The organism is Streptomyces sp. NPDC058525 (assembly GCF_042719495.1).
GTDB lineage: Bacteria > Actinomycetota > Actinomycetes > Streptomycetales > Streptomycetaceae > Streptomyces.
Genome location: NZ_JBHXNP010000007.1, coordinates 1 through 17,328 on the forward strand (window position 1 = coordinate 1; position 17,328 = coordinate 17,328).

Below are 17,328 nucleotides of genomic sequence, written 5' to 3' on the forward strand. Positions count from 1 at the left end.
AATCCCTATGCGGGTTTGGTTTGGGGGGGTGGTTGTTGTTATTACCCTCCGGGGCCGCGCCCGCGCCCCCCCCGGGGCCCCGCGTCTGCCGTCGACGGCAGACGCGGCCACCCCCGCGACCGGGACATTTACGATGAACCGATGGTCGCCTTCGCCCTCGCCGCCCTGTTCTTCCTCACCTTCTGCATAAGCGCCCGCAAGGACCGCCGCCGCTTCCGCAACGCAGTGCTGTTCGGCCTGACCTTCATCACCTCCTCCTTCGCCCTGCTCCTCCAGTTGCCCGCGCTGCCGCAGTGGCTGGCCGTGCCGGTGCTCGTGCTCGTCTTCGCGGTCCCCACGCTCGGCATCCTGGCGCTCGGCGTCTTCCTCGTCGCGAACGGCCTGACGATGGTCCGCAAGGAGGGCGCCCGCCCGCCCAACCTGCTGTCGATGGCGGCGGGGCTCGGCATCTTCGGGATGATCGCGCTGCTGCTCCTCGTGGGCCGGTACGGCTCCACGGTGGCGCACGGCATCGCGGCGACCCTCACCCTGGTCGTCGCCTACGTCTCCTTCGTCTTCATGTGCTTCCTCGGGTACGCCTACCTGTACGGGCGGATCAAGGTGCGCGGCGACGTCGACCACGTGGTGATGCTGGGCTCGGGCCTGGTCGGCGGCGACCGGGTGCCGCCGCTGCTGGCCTCGCGGCTGCGCAAGGGCCAGGAGATCTACGAGGCCCAGCTGGCCCGGGGCAGCCGGCCGCCGGTGCTGCTGGTCTCGGGCGGCAAGGGCTCGGACGAGCGGGTCTCCGAGGCGCGGGCGATGGCGGACTGGCTGATCGCGGAGGGCGGGGTTCCGGCGGAGCACGTCCGGCTGGAGGACCGGTCGCGGACGACGGAGGAGAACATGCTCTTCTCCCGGGAGCTGATGCTGACCGACGACCCGGGCTACCGGTGCGTGGTCGTCACCAACAACTTCCACGCCTTCCGCGCGGCGATGATGGCCCGGAAGGCCGGGGTGAACGGGCAGGTGCTGGGCTCGCCGACGGCGAGGTACTTCTGGCCGAGCGCCACGATCCGCGAATTCGTCGCGGTGTTCTGGGAGCACAGGGCCGTGAACCTGTGGATCTGCGGCCTGCTGGTCGCCCTCGGCTCCGTGGCGACGATCATCGCCTGACGGGTCGGGCCCTCTCGGCTCTGACGTCGGCCGTTCGGGTCAACGTGCGTTCATGGAGCTGCCGCCGGAGGATGGGGCCAGGGAATACCGGGGGACACCGGGGGACACCGGAGGAGGTACGCGATGGACAGTGAATCGGACCAGCAGCCCACACGGTCGGACCGGCTCTTCACGGGCGGGGAGCGACCGTACGACCCCGAGGACCTCGTGATGGCGACCGGCCACGACCCGACTCCGGAGCGGATCGAGAAGGCACGCCAGCTCATCGAGAAGGAGGGCCCGCAGGTCATCGAGCGGTACCTGCCGTAACGCTCCGTACGCGCGGTGCACGCGCCGCAGGTCGTGCGCGCGCGTGGGCCGTACAAGGCGCTGCTGACGCCCCGGCCCGAGGTCGCCCCTCGGGCCGGGGTCGTCTGCGTACGGGGGTGCGTACAGGGGCACGTACGGGGTGCGGCCGGGGTGCGGCCGGGCCGGACCGCATCCAGACTTGATGAATGCTCGTTAGCGGTCCGGGGGCCTCGACCCTAAGGACAGGTGAATGCAAGCTCTCGATGTCGACTGGGACCACCCCACGGACCCACGCCCCGGCCCGCGGCTGGACCACGTCCGCGCGTACGTCAGCACGGCGGGCGCCGACGGACACCTGTGGCACGGGGTGCCCACCCTGCTGCTCACCACGATCGACCGCGCCACCGGCCGCCCGGTCCGCACGCCGCTGATCTACGGCGAGGACGCGGACCGCCTGATCGTGGTGGCCGCCGCGTACGGCGCCCCCGAGCACCCGGCCTGGTACGGCAACCTCACCGCGGACCCGGAGGTCCGCGTCCAGGTCGGCGCCACCGTCTCGCGCGCGGCGGCGCGCACGGCGACGCCGGTGGAGCGGGAGACGTACTGGGAGATGATGACGGGCCTGTGGCCGGCCTTCGAAGACGACCAGGCCGCGGCGGCCCCCCGCGTGATCCCGCTGGTGATCATCGACAGCAGAAACGGTTGGCCGGGCCACTACGACCACTAGCGGGGGGCGATGCCAGCCGGCGGGGGGTTAGGTCGGCGGTGGGGTGGTGCCGATGCCGGGGCCGGCGCCGATACCGGCGCTGGCACCGTCACCGTCATCACCGTCACCGTCACCGTCCCGGACGTCACGCGCGGTCATACGCGGTCATAGACGGTGACCTCCACGTCTCGCGCGCACAGGGCGTCGGTGATGAGCGGCTCGATGCGTGACCACTTCCCGCCGGCCAGCCCGCACCCGATGCGCGGCATGTGCACCCCGGCGCCCAACTCGACGGCGTGATCGGCCAACGCGGCGAGGCAGCGCGCAACGGCGTCGTACCGGATCGGCGGACCCGCGCTCCCGGTGCGTATCCCCCGCTGACCGACCATGTTGGCCACCCACACGTCGGGCATCACCCGCACCACCTGCACGGCCCCCAGCCCGAAGTCGTTCCCGCTGCGCCCCCGATGCCAGGCCCGATACTCAGCCTCCGGCTCCGCCCACCGCCGCGACAGGGCTACCACGAACCCCTTGCCCCAGCCCCCGATGTCATTGCAGACATGCGCAATCACCTTGGGCCCCTTGGCCTGCGGACTCGTCGCATCCCCGGCGATGACCCTGATCGGCTTCATACCCGAAAAGATACGCGGGACCACTGGCAGGGAGGGTTGGGCTTCGGGGACTGAAGGGCCTGATTCCCCCGCCCGCCCCTCAGAGGTACTCCCGGGCGAATTCCACCGCCCATTCCACCGCCGCCACCGGGACGCTGCCCGCCTGTGGGGGGATCGTGAGGCGGGCCGTTTCCCAGCCTTGGCCGTGCTCGCGGTGGATGGCGAAGCAGCCCTGGTCCGTGCCCGTCGGGCCGGAGACCAGGAATTCGATCGCCCGGTCGTCGCCGTCCAGGCCGACCGTGGTGATCGCCATGTCACCGACTACGAACTCCATTGACCCACGCTCCTCACCGCTTCACCCTCGCCACTCGCCACTCGCCACTCGCCACTCGCCACTCGGTGGCCGCCGTTCCTGATCCGCATCCGCGCCCCCTCCCCACCCTCTCCCCCACCACCGGCCCGCCACATGAGCCCGCGTACTCAGCCCCCGTACTCAGCCCCCGTACTCAGCCTCCTGACCCAGCCCCGTCCCCAGCCCCGCCCCCATCCCCCGCCCGGCAACCCCATGGTCAGCGCCCATCACCGTGACGAGCGCAACACCGCCGGCCTCCCGGCGGCCCGGGCCTCACCCATTCCGCAGGTTCGGACGCGACCGCGGCCCCGGATTCCAAGGGTGGACCGCATCGGCACCCGGGCATTGCCCGAAACGGGACATATCACTCCCCGCCCCGCCCGCCCAAATGGCGCGCCACGCCCGCCCCCGGGCCCGTAAGCTCCCGTCATGCAGGTGATCCAGTCAACGAAACTCGCCAATGTCTGCTACGAGATCCGCGGCCCCGTGCTCGAAGAGGCGATGCGGCTCGAAGCAGCAGGTCATCGCATCCTCAAGCTCAACACCGGCAACCCCGCGGCCTTCGGCTTCGAGTGCCCGCCGGAGATCCTTGAGGACATGCTCCGCAACCTGGGCAACGCCCACGGCTACGGGGACGCGAAGGGGCTGCTCTCCGCGCGCCGCGCGGTCATGCAGCACTACCAGACCAAGGGCATCGACCTGGACGTCGAGGACATCTACCTCGGCAACGGCGTTTCCGAGCTGATCCAGATGTCGATGCAGGCCCTGCTCGACGACGGTGACGAGGTCCTCGTCCCCGCGCCGGACTACCCGCTGTGGACCGCCTCCGTCTCGCTCGCCGGCGGCACGGCCGTGCACTACCGCTGCGACGAGCAGGCCGACTGGATGCCGGACCTCGCCGACATCGAGCGCAAGGTCACCGACCGCACCCGCGCCATCGTGATCATCAACCCGAACAACCCGACCGGCGCCGTCTACGACGACGAGATGCTGCGCGGGCTCACGGACATCGCGCGCCGCCACAACCTGGTCGTCTGCTCGGACGAGATCTACGACCGGATCCTGTACGGCGGAGCGACCCACACCAACACCGCCGCCATCGCGCCGGACCTGCTCACCCTGACCTTCAACGGGCTGTCCAAGAACTACCGCGTCGCCGGCTACCGCGCCGGCTGGATGGCGGTCTGCGGCCCCAAGAAGCACGCCTCGTCGTACATCGAGGGCCTGACGATCCTGGCCAACATGCGGCTGTGCGCGAACATGCCCTCGCAGCACGCCGTGGCGACCGCCCTCGGCGGCCGGCAGTCGATCGACGACCTGGTGCTTCCGGGCGGGCGACTGCTGGAGCAGCGCGACACGGCCTACGAGCTGCTGACGCAGATCCCCGGCATCACCTGCGTGAAGCCCAAGGGCGCGCTGTACCTCTTCCCGAAGCTCGACCCCGCCGTCTACAAGATCAAGGACGACCGGCAGATGGTCCTCGACCTGCTGCGGGCCGAGAAGATCATGGTGGTGCACGGTACGGGCTTCAACTGGCCCGAGCCCGACCACTTCCGGATCGTGACGCTCCCGAACGCCAAGGACCTGGGGGACGCGGTCACCCGGATCGGGAACTTCCTCGACGGCTACGGCCAGCCCTAAGGGGCCCCGGCCTCCGGCCATACCCCCTGGTCCCGGTGCCGCGCTCGAGCAGCTCCAGGATCCAGCTCAACTTTAGAACGATTCCAATGTAGGATGGTCTCCTGACCCTGGCAGGAGGCCACCTCATGTACGAGCCGAGCCGCACCAAGTCGGTCGTCCACCGCATGGGCGCCGCCACCGTCGACTACCCGCACCGCAGCCGCAGCGAAGCCCTGGACGTGCAGCTCGCCGGGCACCTCGCGGCCCTGCTCGCCGTCACCGACGAGCTCGGCCTCGACGAGGCCGCCGCCCGCATCGCCACGCAGGTCGCGCGGCTGCGCGGGGCCCAGCCGGCCCGCGCGCACCGGTCGGACGAGGCCGCGGACAGCACGCACCTGCACCAGCGCGCGCACGACCTCGCGGCCCGCGCCCTCCTCGTCGCCGCGTCCCGCGCCGACACCACCGTCGCGATCCTCGCCGCCGAGCGCATGGACGCGCACGCCGCCGCCCTCACGTCCCAGGACCTGGCCGGCGCCCTCTGACGGCCCCGGTCCGGGGCCGCGGAGGCTCCGGACCGGGCGCCACGACCCCTGCGGGGGGGCTCGGCGGACGAAACCCGGCCCTGCGCGGCGGCCGCACCCCCGGGCCTCACCCACCGGCCCACACCCACCAGGCCCCTCCCAGCCCGCCGCACCCCGCACCCCGCGGGCCACTCCCAGCCCGCCGCAGCCCGCGGGCCGCGCCCAGCCCGTCGCACCCACCAGGCCACTCCCAGCCCGCCGCACCCCGGCGGCCCGCCCCGGCCGCCCCCGCCCGTCAGGGTCCGCCGCGCCCCGCCGACGCCCCCGGAGCCCCGGAACCCTCCACCGCCCGGACCGCGTCGGCGACCCCGCACCACGGGACCGTCGCCACCGGCCAGACCGGGCCCACCGCCTCGGCGCGTTCCGCCGCCCCCGGCAGCACGCCCGGGACCTTGACCAGGGCCTGCGCGGCGCGCGTGCCCGGGCCCGGGTGCTCCCGGTCGCGGAACTCCACCGTGACGACGTACGAGCCGTGCCCGGTCACCTCCACCGTCGCCGCCACCCGCCGGCTGGCCGGATCGACGCGGCAGGCGGTGACGCGCGCCTCCGGCTCGACCGCCGCCTCCGCCGCCTCGTGGGGGGACGGGCCGCCGCTGGCCCACACGTACAGCCCCAGCGGGGCGAACACCAGGAGTCCGGCCAGTGCCACCAGGCCGACCAGCCAGCCCTGCCACTTCAACGCGCTCGCGCTCACGCCCATGCCCAGATCCTCCCGGGCGGCCGCCCCTCCCACCAGCACCCACGAGCCCACACAGCATTTCGAAGTGGGACCGCCTGGACACCTGACGTTCATTCAACTCCGCGCGGAATGTGGGTTTCCGCGAGCAGGCTGCACCCGTGAGACGCATCCTGGGAATCGTCCTGGGCCTCCTCCTGATCGGCGGCGTCGCAGCAGTCGCCCTCGTGAACGGGCAGGACCCAGAAACGCCGGCAACGAAGACCGTGCGTGGCGTCATCGGCTCGGAGAAGTCCGAATTCTTCCGAGACCCGGACGTCGCCAAGGCCCTTGCCGCCAAGGGCTACACCGTGAAGACGGAGACCTCGGGCTCCTGGGCGATGGACCAGCTCGCCCTCAAGGAGTTCGACTTCGCCTTCCCCAGCAGCAGTGAGCCCGCCAAGGAGGTCGAGGCCGCCGCCGGGGTCAAGGGCTCCCGGCAGACCAAGACCTTCTACTCCCCGCTCGTCGTCATCGCCCGCTCCAACGCGGCCAAGGTGCTGTCCGACAACGGCCTCGCGAAGATGACCGGCAAGAGCTCCGGGACCCTCCTGATGGGCGCCTTCCTCAAGGCGGCCGGCGAGGACCGCACCTGGCAGCAGCTGCCCGGCTCCGCCGCCCACGCCGAGCTGACCGGCACGGTGTTCATCAAGACCACCGACCCGTCCACCTCGAACTCCGGCGCCCTGTTCCTCGCCGCCGCCTCCAACGTGGCGAACGGCGGCAACATCGTCTCCGACGACGCCGGGGTCGCCCGCACCGCGCCCCTGCTGCGCAAGCTGATCTCCGTACAGGGCGCGCTGGAGCCGAGCACCGACGACCCGTTCCGGGCCTTCATCAGCGGCAGCGGCGAACCGCTCATCCTGGTCTACGAGTCCCAGGTGGCGGCCCTCCTGCTGCAGAAGCAGGATCCCGGCGACATGGTGGTGCTCTACCCGGACACCACGGTCAACACCGCGCACACCTTCGTACCGCTCGGCGAGAAGGCGGCGGAGCTCGGCACGCTCCTCGCGACCGACCCGAAGCTGCGCGAGCTGGTCCTGCGGCACGGGTTCCGCCCGCAGGACGGCGTGCCGGAGTTCACCGCCGCGACCGCCCCGCACGCCGCCTACCTCAACCCCGCGCTGACCGGCATCCGCCAGGTCGGCACACCGACCGTCAAGATCCTGATGGCGCTGGCCGACCGCGCCAAGGGGCAGGGGGACACACCGTGACACTGACACCTCCGGAGGACTCCCCGCTCGTCCTCACCGCGCCCGAGCCCGTCGCCCCCGTCCGCAAGGAGCAGGCCTCGGGACTCGTACCGCTCCAGGACGGGGTACGCGAGGAAATGGCCCGCCGGGCCGGGGAGTACGTCGGCTCGCTCGCCGGGATCGACGCCCGCTCCCCCGAGTTCGCGCAGCGCATCGGGGAGATCGCGGGGCTCGGTTCGGCCGACATCCGCTCCGCCGCCCAGCAGTCCAACCGGATGCTGGACCGGGCCGTGCGCTCGCTGGGCTCCGACGGCGGCGGCGACGCCCAGGCCCGGGTCGCCGGCTCGCTCGTCGAACTGCGCCGCACGGTGGAGGACCTCGACCCGCGCGACACGCCCGCGAAGGGCTTCGGCAAGCTGATCTCGAAGCTGCCGGGCTGCAACAGGTTCCGCGACCACGTGGCCAAGTACGCCTCCTCGCAGGCGACCTTGAACCGGATCGTGGGCGCGCTGCGCAGCGGGCAGGACGAGCTGCGCCGTGACAACGCGGCCCTGCACACCGAGCGGGCGCGCCTGTGGGAGACCATGGGCAAGCTCCAGGAGTACGCGGTCCTCACCGAGGCCCTGGACTCGGCCGTGGAGCAGCGGATCGCCGAGGCGGAGCGCTCCGATCCGCAAGGGGCGGACGCGCTGCGCGCGGACATGCTCTTCCCGGTCCGGCAGAAGCACCAGGACCTGCTGACGCAGCTGGCCGTGTGCGCGCAGGGCTACCTGGCGATGGACGTGGTCCGGCGCAACAACGAAGAGCTGATCAAGGGCGTCGACCGGGCCGCGACCACCACGGTGTCCGCGTTGCGGATCGCCGTGATGCTGGCGTCGGCCCTCGACAACCAGCGCAAGGTGGTCGAGCAGGTCAACACCCTGCGGGACACGACGGAGGACCTGATCCGGGGGAACGCGCAGATGCTGTCGACGCAGAGCGGCGAGATCCAGCGGATCGCGGCCGATCCCGCGGTGGGGGCGGAGACCTTGCGGACGGCGTTCGCGCAGATCTACCGGACGCTCGACGCGATCGACACCTTCAAGGTGCAGGCCACGGAGAACATGGCCGCGACGGTGGAGTCGCTGACGGGGGAGCTGCAGACCGCGTCGGCGTACCTGGCGCGGACGCGGAGTGTCAGTGCGCTCGAGGGCGGTGCCCGGTGAGCGGGCGCGAGCCGGGTCGGAACCGGGGCTCCGCCCCGGACCCCGCGCCGGCCAGGCCGAATGGTGCTCGGCGAGGGTGGATGGCGGGCCTCGCCCTCGCTGTGCTCGCGGCCGCGACGGCTTGCACCGCCGACGCGCCCGACGGTCCGAAGCCGACGGCGTACAAGGAGGGCACCTTGCGGGTGCTGGCCTCCAGTGAGCTGGCCGATATGCAGCCGGTGCTGGACGAGGCCAGGGAGGCGACCGGGGTCACGGTGGAGCTGACCTGGTCCGGCACGCTGGACGCCGCCGAGCAGGTGGCGTCGGGGAAGGCCGACGGGACGTACGACGCGATCTGGCTGTCGTCGAACGACTATCTGCGGCTGCGTCCCGAGGCCGCGGGGAAGCTCGCCAACGAGACCCCGGTGATGTCCTCGCCCGTGGCCCTCGGCGTGCGGCCGGAGGCGCTGGCGCGGCTCGGCTGGAAGCCCGAGGACGTGACGTGGTCGGCGGTGCACGAGGCGGTCACCGGCGGGAAGCTCACGTACGGGATGACCGACCCGGTGCGTTCCAACTCCGGTTTCTCCGCGCTGGTCTCGGTGGCGTCGGGGCTGTCGGGCGCGCAGGCGGCGCTGGCGGACGCGGACGTGAAGGCGGCGGCGCCGCGGCTGAAGGAGTTCTTCGCCGGGCAGCGGCTGACCTCGGGCTCCTCGGGCTGGCTGGCCACCGCCTATGCCCAGCGGGTGGACGTGGACGCGCTGGTGAACTACGAGTCGGTGCTGCTGTCGGTGAACCGGGACGCGAAGTCCCCGCTGACGGTGATCCGGCCGCGCGACGGTGTGGTCACCGCGCACTATCCGCTGACCCTGCTGACCTCGGCCCCGGCCGGGGCCCGCGAGTCGGGCCGGGCGCTGACGGAGTACCTGCGCGGTGCCCAGGCGCAGCGGGCGATCACGGAGAAGACCTTCCGCCGGCCGGTCGCGGCGGGGGTGGCGCCGGCTGCGGGGCTGGGTGCGGACAAGCGGCGCGAGCTGCCGTTCCCGGGTTCGCCGGCGGTCGCGGACGGGCTGCTGGCCTCGTACGAGAACGAGCTGCGCCGGCCGTCGCGGACGGTGTACGTGCTGGACACCTCGGGGTCGATGTCCGAGGAGGACCGGATCGGGCGGCTGAAGGCGGCGCTCACGGAGCTGACGGGGACGGGGAGTTCGGGGACGGGTGAGCGGTTCAGGGACCGCGAGGAGGTGACGCTCCTGCCGTTCGGGTCCAAGGTGAAGAAGGTACGGACGCATGTGGTGGAGCCCGGTAATCCGGGTCCGGCCCTGGACGGGATCCGGGGTGATGTGAAGGCGCTGGAGCCGGAGGGGGGTACGGCGATCTACAGCAGTCTGGAGGCGGCGTACGAGCAGCTCGGCAAGGGCGGCGGGGACGCGTTCACCTCGATCGTGCTGATGACGGACGGCCAGAACACGGAGGGTGTGGGGGCGCGGCACTTCGACTCCTTCTACGCCGCGCTGCCCGAGGACCGCAAGCGCACCCCGGTGTTCGCGGTGCTGTTCGGCGATTCGGACCGCAAGGAACTGACCCACATCACCGAACTGACCGGCGGGCGGCTCTTCGACGCCACGGGCGGGACCGGTTCGCTGAACGGAGCCTTCGAGGAGATCCGTGGCTACCAATAGGGCCGCCGGCGCGGCCGCGGGCAAGGCGCTGGGTGCGCGCTTCGTGACGTATCTGGAGTCGAAGAAGAACCTGGCCGGTTCGGCGTGCGGGGTGGCCGGGCTGGGTCTGGGGCTCGCCGGGGTGGGCGGCTCGTACTGGCCGGTGGTGGTGGCGGGGCTGTACGGGGCGGGTGCGCTGATCGCCCCGCCGGAGACGGTGGCTCCGCCGCTGTATCCGGATGCCGCCGAGCAGTTGGGCCTCGTACGGGAGGACTTCGGGCGGCTGCGCGAGTACCTGGCGGAGGTGGAGCTGCCGCCGGCGGCCGGGGGGAAGCTGGCCGAGCTGGTGGAGCTGTACGCGGCCCTGCTCGATCCGGGGTGGGTGGCCGATGCCCTGGCGGCGGATCCGGAGGCGGTGCATTCGCTGTCTCGGGCGATCCGGCTGGACGTGCCGGAGTGCGTGGACACGTACAACCGGACGCGCTGGTGGACGCGGCTGACGCCGGGCGGGGAGTCGCCGGAGCGGCACCTGGAGCGGCAGCTGTCGGTCCTGTACGGCGAGGCGGAACGAGTGACGGCGGGCCTCCGTGAAGCAGAGGCCCGCCGTCAGCAGACGCACACGACCTACCTGGAGGAGCGCGGACGCTCCTGACAGGTCATGTGCTGCGGTGGGAACCGCTTGGTCGGGGGCTCCCACAGCGGTGGGACGCCGCTTGGTCGGGGGCTCCCACGTTCTTCGGCGCCCTTGTTCAGGGCGCGGCCCGGCTAGCCCAGGCGCTCCACGAGCGCGTGGTACTGGTCCCACAGCTCCTTGGGGGTGTGGTCGCCGTAGGTGTTCAGGTGCTCGGGGACCAGGGCGGCCTCCTCGCGCCAGACCTCCTTGTCGACGGTGAGGAGGAAGTCGAGGTCGGCGGCCGGGAGGTCCAGGCCGTCGAGGTCGAGGGAGTCCTTGGTCGGCAGGATGCCGATGGGGGTCTCGACGCCCTCGGCGGTGCCGTCGAGGCGGCCGACGATCCACTTCAGGACGCGGCTGTTCTCGCCGAAGCCGGGCCACACGAACTTGCCGGCGTCGTTCTTGCGGAACCAGTTCACGTAGTAGATCTTCGGGAGCTTCGCCTGGTCCTTGTCGGCTCCGACCTTGACCCAGTGCCCCATGTAGTCGCCCATGTTGTAGCCGCAGAACGGCAGCATGGCGAAGGGGTCGCGGCGCAGTTCGCCGACCTTGCCCTCGGCGGCGGCGGTCTTCTCGGAGGCGATGTTCGAGCCGATGAAGACGCCGTGGTTCCAGTCGAAGGACTCGGTGACCAGCGGGACGGCGGAGGCGCGGCGGCCGCCGAAGAGGATCGCGGAGATCGGGACGCCCTTGGGGTCCTCCCACTCGGGGGCGATCGTCGGGCACTGGGCGGCGGGGACGGCGAAGCGGGCGTTGGGGTGGGCGGCCGGGCTGTATCCATTTTCTGTCTGGGCGGACTCCGGGGTCCAGGCGTTGCCCTTCCAGTCGATGAGGTGCGCGGGCGCCTCTTCGGTCATGCCCTCCCACCACACGTCGGAGCCGTCCGGGGTGAGCGCGACGTTGGTGAAGACGGTGTTGGCGTACATGGTCTTCATGGCGTTGGCGTTGGTGTGCTCGCCGGTGCCGGGGGCGACGCCGAAGAAGCCGGCCTCGGGGTTGATCGCGTACAGGTGGCCGTCCTCGCCGAAGCGCATCCAGGCGATGTCGTCGCCGACGGTCTCGACGGTCCAGCCGGGGATCGTGGGCTCGAGCATGGCGAGGTTCGTCTTGCCGCAGGCGGAGGGGAAGGCGGCGGCGATGTACTTCGCGTCGCCCTCGCCGGCCGGCGGGGTGAGCTTGAGGATCAGCATGTGCTCGGCGAGCCAGCCCTCGTCGCGGGCCATGACGGACGCGATGCGCAGGGCGTAGCACTTCTTGCCGAGCAGGGCGTTGCCGCCGTAGCCGGATCCGTAGGACCAGATCTCGCGGCTCTCGGGGAAGTGCGAGATGTACTTGGTGGTGTTGCACGGCCACGGCACGTCCGCCTGGCCCTCTTCCAGGGGGGCGCCGAGGGTGTGGACGGCCTTGACGAAGAAGCCGTCGGTGCCGAGCTCGTCGAGGACGGCCTTGCCCATGCGGGTCATGGTGCGCATCGCGACGGCGACGTAGGCGGAGTCGGTGATCTCGACGCCGATCGCGGAGAGCTCGGAGCCGAGGGGGCCCATGCAGAAGGGGACGACGTACATCGTCCGGCCCTTCATGGAGCCGCGGAAGATGCCCTGGTCCCCCGCGAAGATCGCCTTCATCTCGGAAGGGGCCTTCCAGTGGTTGGTCGGGCCCGCGTCCTCCTCCTTCTCGGAGCAGATGAAGGTCCGGTCCTCGACGCGCGCGACGTCGGAGGGGTCGGAGGCGGCGTAGTACGAGTTCGGGCGCTTCGTCTCGTCGAGCTTCTTGAACGTTCCCTTGGCGACGAGCTCCTCGCACAGGCGCTCGTACTCGGCCTCGGAGCCGTCGCACCAGACGACGCGGTCCGGCTGCGTGAGGGCTGCGATCTCGTCCACCCAGGAGATCAGCTCCTGGTGCGTCGTCGGGATGGAAGTGGGAGCCGCGTTGTCGCGCGCCACGATTGCTCCTTGTTGAGGGGTTTGTTTGGTGTAGGCCCCGTGGGGGCTGCGACCCGGACGCTTCGCGCTCCGCTCATCCGGTGTCGACCGCACTCATCTGATCATCCGGTGCATGTGCGCATATGTCCAGGGGGCCTCTCACGTGAGCATCGCCACGTCCGTCAATCTTCCGTAAAGAGGACTAACGGAAACCTACGGACCCGTAGGTAGCATGGCGGGCATGACTTCTGACGCCGCCGCCGTCCCGGCCGCCGATGCCTCGCCGGTCGTCCAGGCCCTGGAGGCGGCCGAGACCGCCCTGGAGGAGAAGCCGCTCATGCGCGGCTGGCTGCACCTCGGGATGTTCCCCGCCGTGGTGGTCGCGGGCCTGGTGCTGATGGCCTTCACCGACTCGACGCGGGCCCGCGTGGCCTGCGGGGTCTACATCCTCACGGCCTGCCTGCTCTTCGGCGTCAGCGCGGTCTACCACCGCGGCACCTGGGGCCCGCGGGGCGAGGCCATCCTGCGGCGGCTCGACCACGCCAACATCTTCCTGATCATCGCGGGGACCTACACCCCGCTGACCGTCCTGCTGCTCCCGCCCTCCACCGGGCGCACGCTGCTGTGGGCGGTGTGGATCGCGGCCGCGGCCGGCATCGCCTTCCGGGTCTTCTGGGTCGGCGCCCCGCGCTGGCTGTACACGCCCTGCTACATCGCCATGGGCTGGGCGGCCGTCTTCTTCCTCCCCGACTTCATGCGCACCGGCGGCATCGCCGTACTGGTCCTGGTGATCGTCGGCGGCCTGCTCTACAGCGTGGGAGGGGTCATCTACGGCATGAAGCGCCCCAACCCCTCCCCCCGCTTCTTCGGCTTCCACGAGGTCTTCCACTCCCTGACCCTCGCGGCGTTCGTGGCCCACTACGTGGGCATCTCGCTCGCCGCCTACCAGCACTGACGGCGGACGGCCCGGTCACCCGGGCCGCGGGACGGGGCCCGGCCGCCGTGTGCGGCCGGGCCCCGCCGTCTCGGCGGCCCGCGTCAGCAGGTGTAGCCGTCGCGGTCCTGGTCCAGGCGCAGCGGGTCGCTGCCGTTGACCTTCATGCGCTTGGGGTACTGGTGGGCGGCCAGCCAGTCGCAGCGGGCCTTCGTCGTCTCCTTCACCTCGGCCGGGAAGCGGGTCGGGACGCACACGCTGGCCGTCCCGTAGTGCCGGTCGCAGCCGGCCACGGTCGGGGCCACGGGTACGGAGTCCCGCTTGGCCGGGTTCGGCTTCGGGGGCCCGAGCTTGTTCGCGAAGGTGTGCTCGTGCGCGGACGGCGGCTCCGCCGTCGCCGCCAGGGCCGAGGGCCCGCCCAGGTGCACCCAGGTCGCGATCGACGGGACGCCGTTCGCGTCGACCGCGAAGAGCATGTACCAGCCGGGCGGCGCCAGGTTCGGGTTGCTGGTGACGTTCAGGTCGATGTTGTTGCCGTCGACCGTCATGGGCAGGTCCACGAACCGCTGGTTGGGGTCGGAGGAGTGCGTGACCGCGGCCGGACGGATCAGCTCCGCCTTGGCGATCGGCCGGTTCACGGTGATCCGCTGCGTGTCCCCGTACACCCAGCGCGTGTCGATCACCGAGGTGATCTGCGGGCGCGGGCCCTTGAACAGGTACGGCGGGGTGTAGATCGACACGTTGTGGTTGTAGGTGCCGTTGCCCGGGTTGTCGCCCACCGACATGACCCGGCCGTCGGGCATCAGGAACGACGCCGAGTGGTAGGTCCGCGGGATCGGGTCGGTGGCCAGGCCCGCCTGGTAGGTGTTGGTCGCCGGGTCGAAGAACGAGGCCTCGAACACCGGGTCGGCCCGGTCGTGCAGCCCGCCGCCGGTCTCCAGCACCTTGCCGTCGGGCAGCAGCACGGCCGAGGCGTACATCTTGCCCTCGGCCCCGGTCTGCGGCCGCTTGCCGGTTCCGGTGTCCACCAGGCCCAGCGGGATGTCGGGGCCCGCCGTGTAGGCGGGGCTCGGCTGCTTCAGGTCGATGATGTCGGTGATCCGGTTCGCCGCCGGGTTGGTCTCGTTGTTGCCGCCGCCGATGGTCAGGACCCGCTGGTCCTGCGCCGGGGGCAGCAGCACGCTCGCCGACTCGTCGCGCTGGTCCTTGCTGCGCAGGCCCGGCACGTCGGTGATGGTGTTGGCGTCGTAGTCGTAGATCGACGCGCCCGTGCCCGGGGTGCCGTTGCCGAAGGTGTGGCTGCCCGAGTAGAACAGCCGCCCGTCCTGCATGAGGATCATGGACGGGTACAGGCCCCAGTACGACCAGGTCTGGTTGACCTCGTTCATCGGCAGCCACTTGTGCTGCGCGGCCGAGAACTTCTCCGCCGTCACGTTGCCCGTCGAGTCCTCTTTCAGGCCGCCGAAGGAGATCACGTCACCGTTGCCGAGGATCGTCGCCGACGGGTACCAGTGCCCGCCGTTCATGTCGTTCGTCCTCGTGTACGTCTCGGTCGACGGGTCGAAGGTGTACGAGTCCTTCAGCCCCTGGTAGCCGATCGTGCCGTCGGCGGACGGGTACCCCTTGTTGCCGCTCATCACCAGCACCCGGCCGTCGGACAGCTGCACGTGGCCCGAGCAGAACATGTCGACCGGGGTCGGGATCGTCCGGAACGATCCGTTCGCCGGGTCGTAGACGGCCGAGGTGAAGGTGCCCGCGTTGAACTGGGCGATGTCGTTGCCCGAGCCCGCGATCAACAGCACCTTGCCGTTCTTCAGGACCACCGCGTGCATCGACCGCACCGGGTTCTTGGCCGGGATCACCTCCCACTTGCCCTTGGCGCACTCCTCCGCCGTGCCCGAGCAGGCCGGCTGCGGCGGCGCCGCGCCCACCTCCTCCAGCGCGTAGTCGTCGGTGGTGAGCGTGCCCACCCCGTACACCGAAAGCCCCCACGCGATCTTGTCGGTGTTCGGCGGGACGACGGGCGTGCGGACCTCCGTGCGCGCCCATCCGGCACTGACCGGCGGATTCTGCAGGTCGGTCCAGTACTGCCAGGTCCCCGTCGTGGCCTCCCGGCGGAACACCGTCACCGAGACGTCCGGGGTGTTCGACTTGTACCAGGCCGACAGGTCGTACTGCTTGCCCGGCGCCACGGCCGGCGCGCAGGTGGTGTTCTCGGTGACCAGGGCCTTGCGGTCGCCGTCCACCCGGCGGGTGAGCGAGACCCGCATCGCCTTGGTGCCGCTGTGCGCGTCGGGAACGGTCGCGAAGGTGAAGTCGTTGTCGCCCCAGCCCGATTTGGACCAGCAGGACGGCATGTCGGCGCCGGGTGCGCCGGCGGTTTCGAAGCCGGGGTTGGAGAGCAGATTGGGCGGTCCGGCCGTGGCCTGCTGGGGTGCGGTGAGCAGCAGGCCCGCGGTCAGCGCCCCGACGGCCAGCAGGGCGGCCCGCCGCCCGGCCCGCCGCCGGATCTTCAGACGCATGGAAAGGTTCCCTTCTGTGCGGCTCAACTCCTGGTGTGACGCCCTGCCTTGCGCGCGGTGCGCGGCAGGTAGACGAGCGCTTCGGTGGCCGCGAACCGCAGGACGAAGGTGGTGACCAGCGCGAGGGCGGTGGCGGGCAGCACGTCCATGCCGAACTTGGCGACGAACACCGCGATGAGCGGGATCCGCAGCAGCAGGTCGGCGTTGGCGAGGAGCGCGAAGCGGCCGATCCGGTCCGCCCAGTGGCGGTGGCGGCGGCGGTCGCGGAACAGCAGGATCTCGATGAGGAGGAAGTTCCACAGGACGCCGGCCTGGTTGGCGACGATCTCGGCCGGGAGGTAGTGCATTCCGGCCCGGGTGAGCAGCCAGAGCGCGGCCAGGTTCGGGACGAAGCCGGTGAGGCCGATCAGGCCGAAGCCGACCAGCCGGGCCAGCGGGGTCGCGGAGCGCAGCGAGGCCAGGTGGGCCAGGAAGCGCAGGCCCTCGCGGGCGGTGGACTTCGACTCGCCGGAGTAGCGGTCCTGGAAGACGAAGGGCACCTCGGCGACCTTCGCGGGCCGGCAGCGCACCGCGAGCTCCAGCAGGATCTTGTAGCCGAGCGGCTTGAGCGCCTCGGCGGTGACCGCCGAGCGGCGCATCGCGAAGAAGCCGCTCATCGGGTCGCTGATGCCGCGCAGGGCGCGCGGGAAGAGCCCCTTGGTGAGCCAGGTCGCACCGCGGGACACGGCGATGCGGTAGCCGCCGGCGAGTCCGGCCCGGCTGCCGCCGCTGATGTAGCGGGAGGCGACGACGAGGTCGGCGCCGGTGCGCTCGCCCTCGCCGACGAGTTCGGGCACGAGGTGGGGCGGGTGCTGGAGGTCGGCGTCCATGACGACGATCCAGTCGGTGCCGGCCCGTTTGACCCCTTCGACGACGGCGCCGCCGAGGCCGCCCTCGGCGGTCTCCCGGTGCAGGACGGACACCGGGAAGGGGTGGTCGGCGGCGGCCTTCTCGATGACGGCCGGGGTGTCGTCCGTGGAGTCGTCCACGAAGAGCACCTCGCAGGGCAGGTGCTCGGGGTCGGGCAGGGCCTCGGCGAGCCGGCGCAGCAGCTCGGCGATGTTCCCCGCCTCGTTGAAGGTCGGGATGATCAGGGTGACGCTGCCGGTCACCGCCTGCGGAAGGCTGAGGTCCGGATCGATCGGGGCATGCAGGGACCACAGGTCCTCGCTCATGGT

General features: G+C 71.4%; 16 protein-coding genes. 10 read left to right on the forward strand and 6 right to left on the reverse strand.

All coding sequences use genetic code 11. The annotated features are described in order from the left end of the window. Positions 1-141: 141 nt before the first annotated feature. The 3 genes from ACFWP3_RS05560 (at position 142) to ACFWP3_RS05570 (ending at position 2,167) form a co-directional block, all read left to right on the forward strand. Positions 142-1,152, forward strand: coding sequence for a YdcF family protein (locus ACFWP3_RS05560; RefSeq protein WP_384216479.1), 1,011 nt, complete (start codon positions 142-144; stop codon positions 1,150-1,152). A gap of 123 nt (positions 1,153-1,275) precedes the next feature. Next, the gene (locus ACFWP3_RS05565; RefSeq protein WP_362310556.1) at positions 1,276-1,461 is read left to right on the forward strand and encodes a hypothetical protein; all 186 of its coding nucleotides are present in this window, start codon (positions 1,276-1,278) and stop codon (positions 1,459-1,461) included. A gap of 229 nt (positions 1,462-1,690) precedes the next feature. Next, positions 1,691-2,167, forward strand: a complete 477-nt coding sequence (locus ACFWP3_RS05570) for a nitroreductase/quinone reductase family protein (RefSeq protein WP_384216481.1) — start codon at positions 1,691-1,693, stop codon at positions 2,165-2,167. A gap of 134 nt (positions 2,168-2,301) precedes the next feature. On the opposite strand, the gene ACFWP3_RS05575 is transcribed toward ACFWP3_RS05570, so the two are convergent. Together ACFWP3_RS05575 and ACFWP3_RS05580 are read right to left on the reverse strand one after the other, a co-directional pair. Further along, the gene (locus tag ACFWP3_RS05575; protein WP_384216483.1) at positions 2,302-2,778 is read right to left on the reverse strand and encodes a macro domain-containing protein; all 477 of its coding nucleotides are present in this window, start codon (positions 2,776-2,778) and stop codon (positions 2,302-2,304) included. Between the two features lie 79 nt (positions 2,779-2,857). Continuing rightward, positions 2,858-3,091, reverse strand: coding sequence for a hypothetical protein (locus ACFWP3_RS05580; protein ID WP_384216485.1), 234 nt, complete (start codon positions 3,089-3,091; stop codon positions 2,858-2,860). A 447-nt stretch (positions 3,092-3,538) separates the two neighbouring features. On the opposite strand from ACFWP3_RS05580, the gene ACFWP3_RS05585 reads away from it, so the two are divergent. Both ACFWP3_RS05585 and ACFWP3_RS05590 read left to right on the forward strand, forming a co-directional pair. Then, complete coding sequence (locus ACFWP3_RS05585) at positions 3,539-4,750, forward strand: pyridoxal phosphate-dependent aminotransferase (protein ID WP_384216487.1); 1,212 nt, start codon at positions 3,539-3,541, stop codon at positions 4,748-4,750. A 125-nt stretch (positions 4,751-4,875) separates the two neighbouring features. Next, a complete protein-coding gene (locus ACFWP3_RS05590) occupies positions 4,876-5,271 on the forward strand; it encodes a hypothetical protein (RefSeq protein ID WP_384216489.1) in 396 nt (131 codons plus the stop codon). A gap of 274 nt (positions 5,272-5,545) precedes the next feature. On the opposite strand, the gene ACFWP3_RS05595 is transcribed toward ACFWP3_RS05590, so the two are convergent. Then, complete coding sequence (locus ACFWP3_RS05595) at positions 5,546-6,010, reverse strand: hypothetical protein (protein WP_384216491.1); 465 nt, start codon at positions 6,008-6,010, stop codon at positions 5,546-5,548. A 137-nt stretch (positions 6,011-6,147) separates the two neighbouring features. Between ACFWP3_RS05595 and ACFWP3_RS05600 the strand changes: the two genes are divergently transcribed. The 4 genes from ACFWP3_RS05600 to ACFWP3_RS05615 all read left to right on the forward strand — a co-directional run bounded on the left by ACFWP3_RS05600 (position 6,148) and on the right by ACFWP3_RS05615 (position 10,712). Beyond that, positions 6,148-7,239, forward strand: coding sequence for a hypothetical protein (locus ACFWP3_RS05600; RefSeq protein WP_384216492.1), 1,092 nt, complete (start codon positions 6,148-6,150; stop codon positions 7,237-7,239). Next, positions 7,236-8,423: a toxic anion resistance protein gene (locus tag ACFWP3_RS05605; RefSeq protein ID WP_384216494.1), complete on the forward strand. Its 1,188-nt coding sequence runs from the start codon at positions 7,236-7,238 to the stop codon at positions 8,421-8,423. Before ACFWP3_RS05600 ends, ACFWP3_RS05605 begins: the two co-directional genes overlap by 4 nt. A gap of 80 nt (positions 8,424-8,503) precedes the next feature. Continuing rightward, positions 8,504-10,081 (forward strand): substrate-binding domain-containing protein, encoded by a 1,578-nt coding sequence (locus ACFWP3_RS05610; RefSeq protein WP_384216496.1) that lies wholly within the window; start codon positions 8,504-8,506, stop codon positions 10,079-10,081. Then, complete coding sequence (locus ACFWP3_RS05615) at positions 10,068-10,712, forward strand: hypothetical protein (protein WP_384216497.1); 645 nt, start codon at positions 10,068-10,070, stop codon at positions 10,710-10,712. Before ACFWP3_RS05610 ends, ACFWP3_RS05615 begins: the two co-directional genes overlap by 14 nt. A 113-nt stretch (positions 10,713-10,825) precedes the next feature. Here ACFWP3_RS05615 and ACFWP3_RS05620 read toward each other — a convergent pair whose 3' ends face one another. Beyond that, on the reverse strand, positions 10,826-12,676 hold the full coding sequence (locus ACFWP3_RS05620) for a phosphoenolpyruvate carboxykinase (GTP) (protein ID WP_384216499.1): 1,851 nt from the start codon (positions 12,674-12,676) through the stop codon (positions 10,826-10,828). Between the two features lie 220 nt (positions 12,677-12,896). On the opposite strand from ACFWP3_RS05620, the gene ACFWP3_RS05625 reads away from it, so the two are divergent. Then, the gene (locus ACFWP3_RS05625) at positions 12,897-13,610 is read left to right on the forward strand and encodes a hemolysin III family protein (protein WP_384216501.1); all 714 of its coding nucleotides are present in this window, start codon (positions 12,897-12,899) and stop codon (positions 13,608-13,610) included. Between the two features lie 83 nt (positions 13,611-13,693). On the opposite strand, the gene ACFWP3_RS05630 is transcribed toward ACFWP3_RS05625, so the two are convergent. Both ACFWP3_RS05630 and ACFWP3_RS05635 read right to left on the reverse strand, forming a co-directional pair. Continuing rightward, positions 13,694-16,111: a galactose oxidase-like domain-containing protein gene (locus ACFWP3_RS05630; protein ID WP_384216503.1), complete on the reverse strand. Its 2,418-nt coding sequence runs from the start codon at positions 16,109-16,111 to the stop codon at positions 13,694-13,696. 23 nt (positions 16,112-16,134) lie between these two features. Further along, entirely contained in the window at positions 16,135-17,325 is a 1,191-nt protein-coding gene (locus ACFWP3_RS05635; RefSeq protein ID WP_384216505.1) for a glycosyltransferase, read from the reverse strand. Positions 17,326-17,328 lie beyond the last annotated feature (3 nt).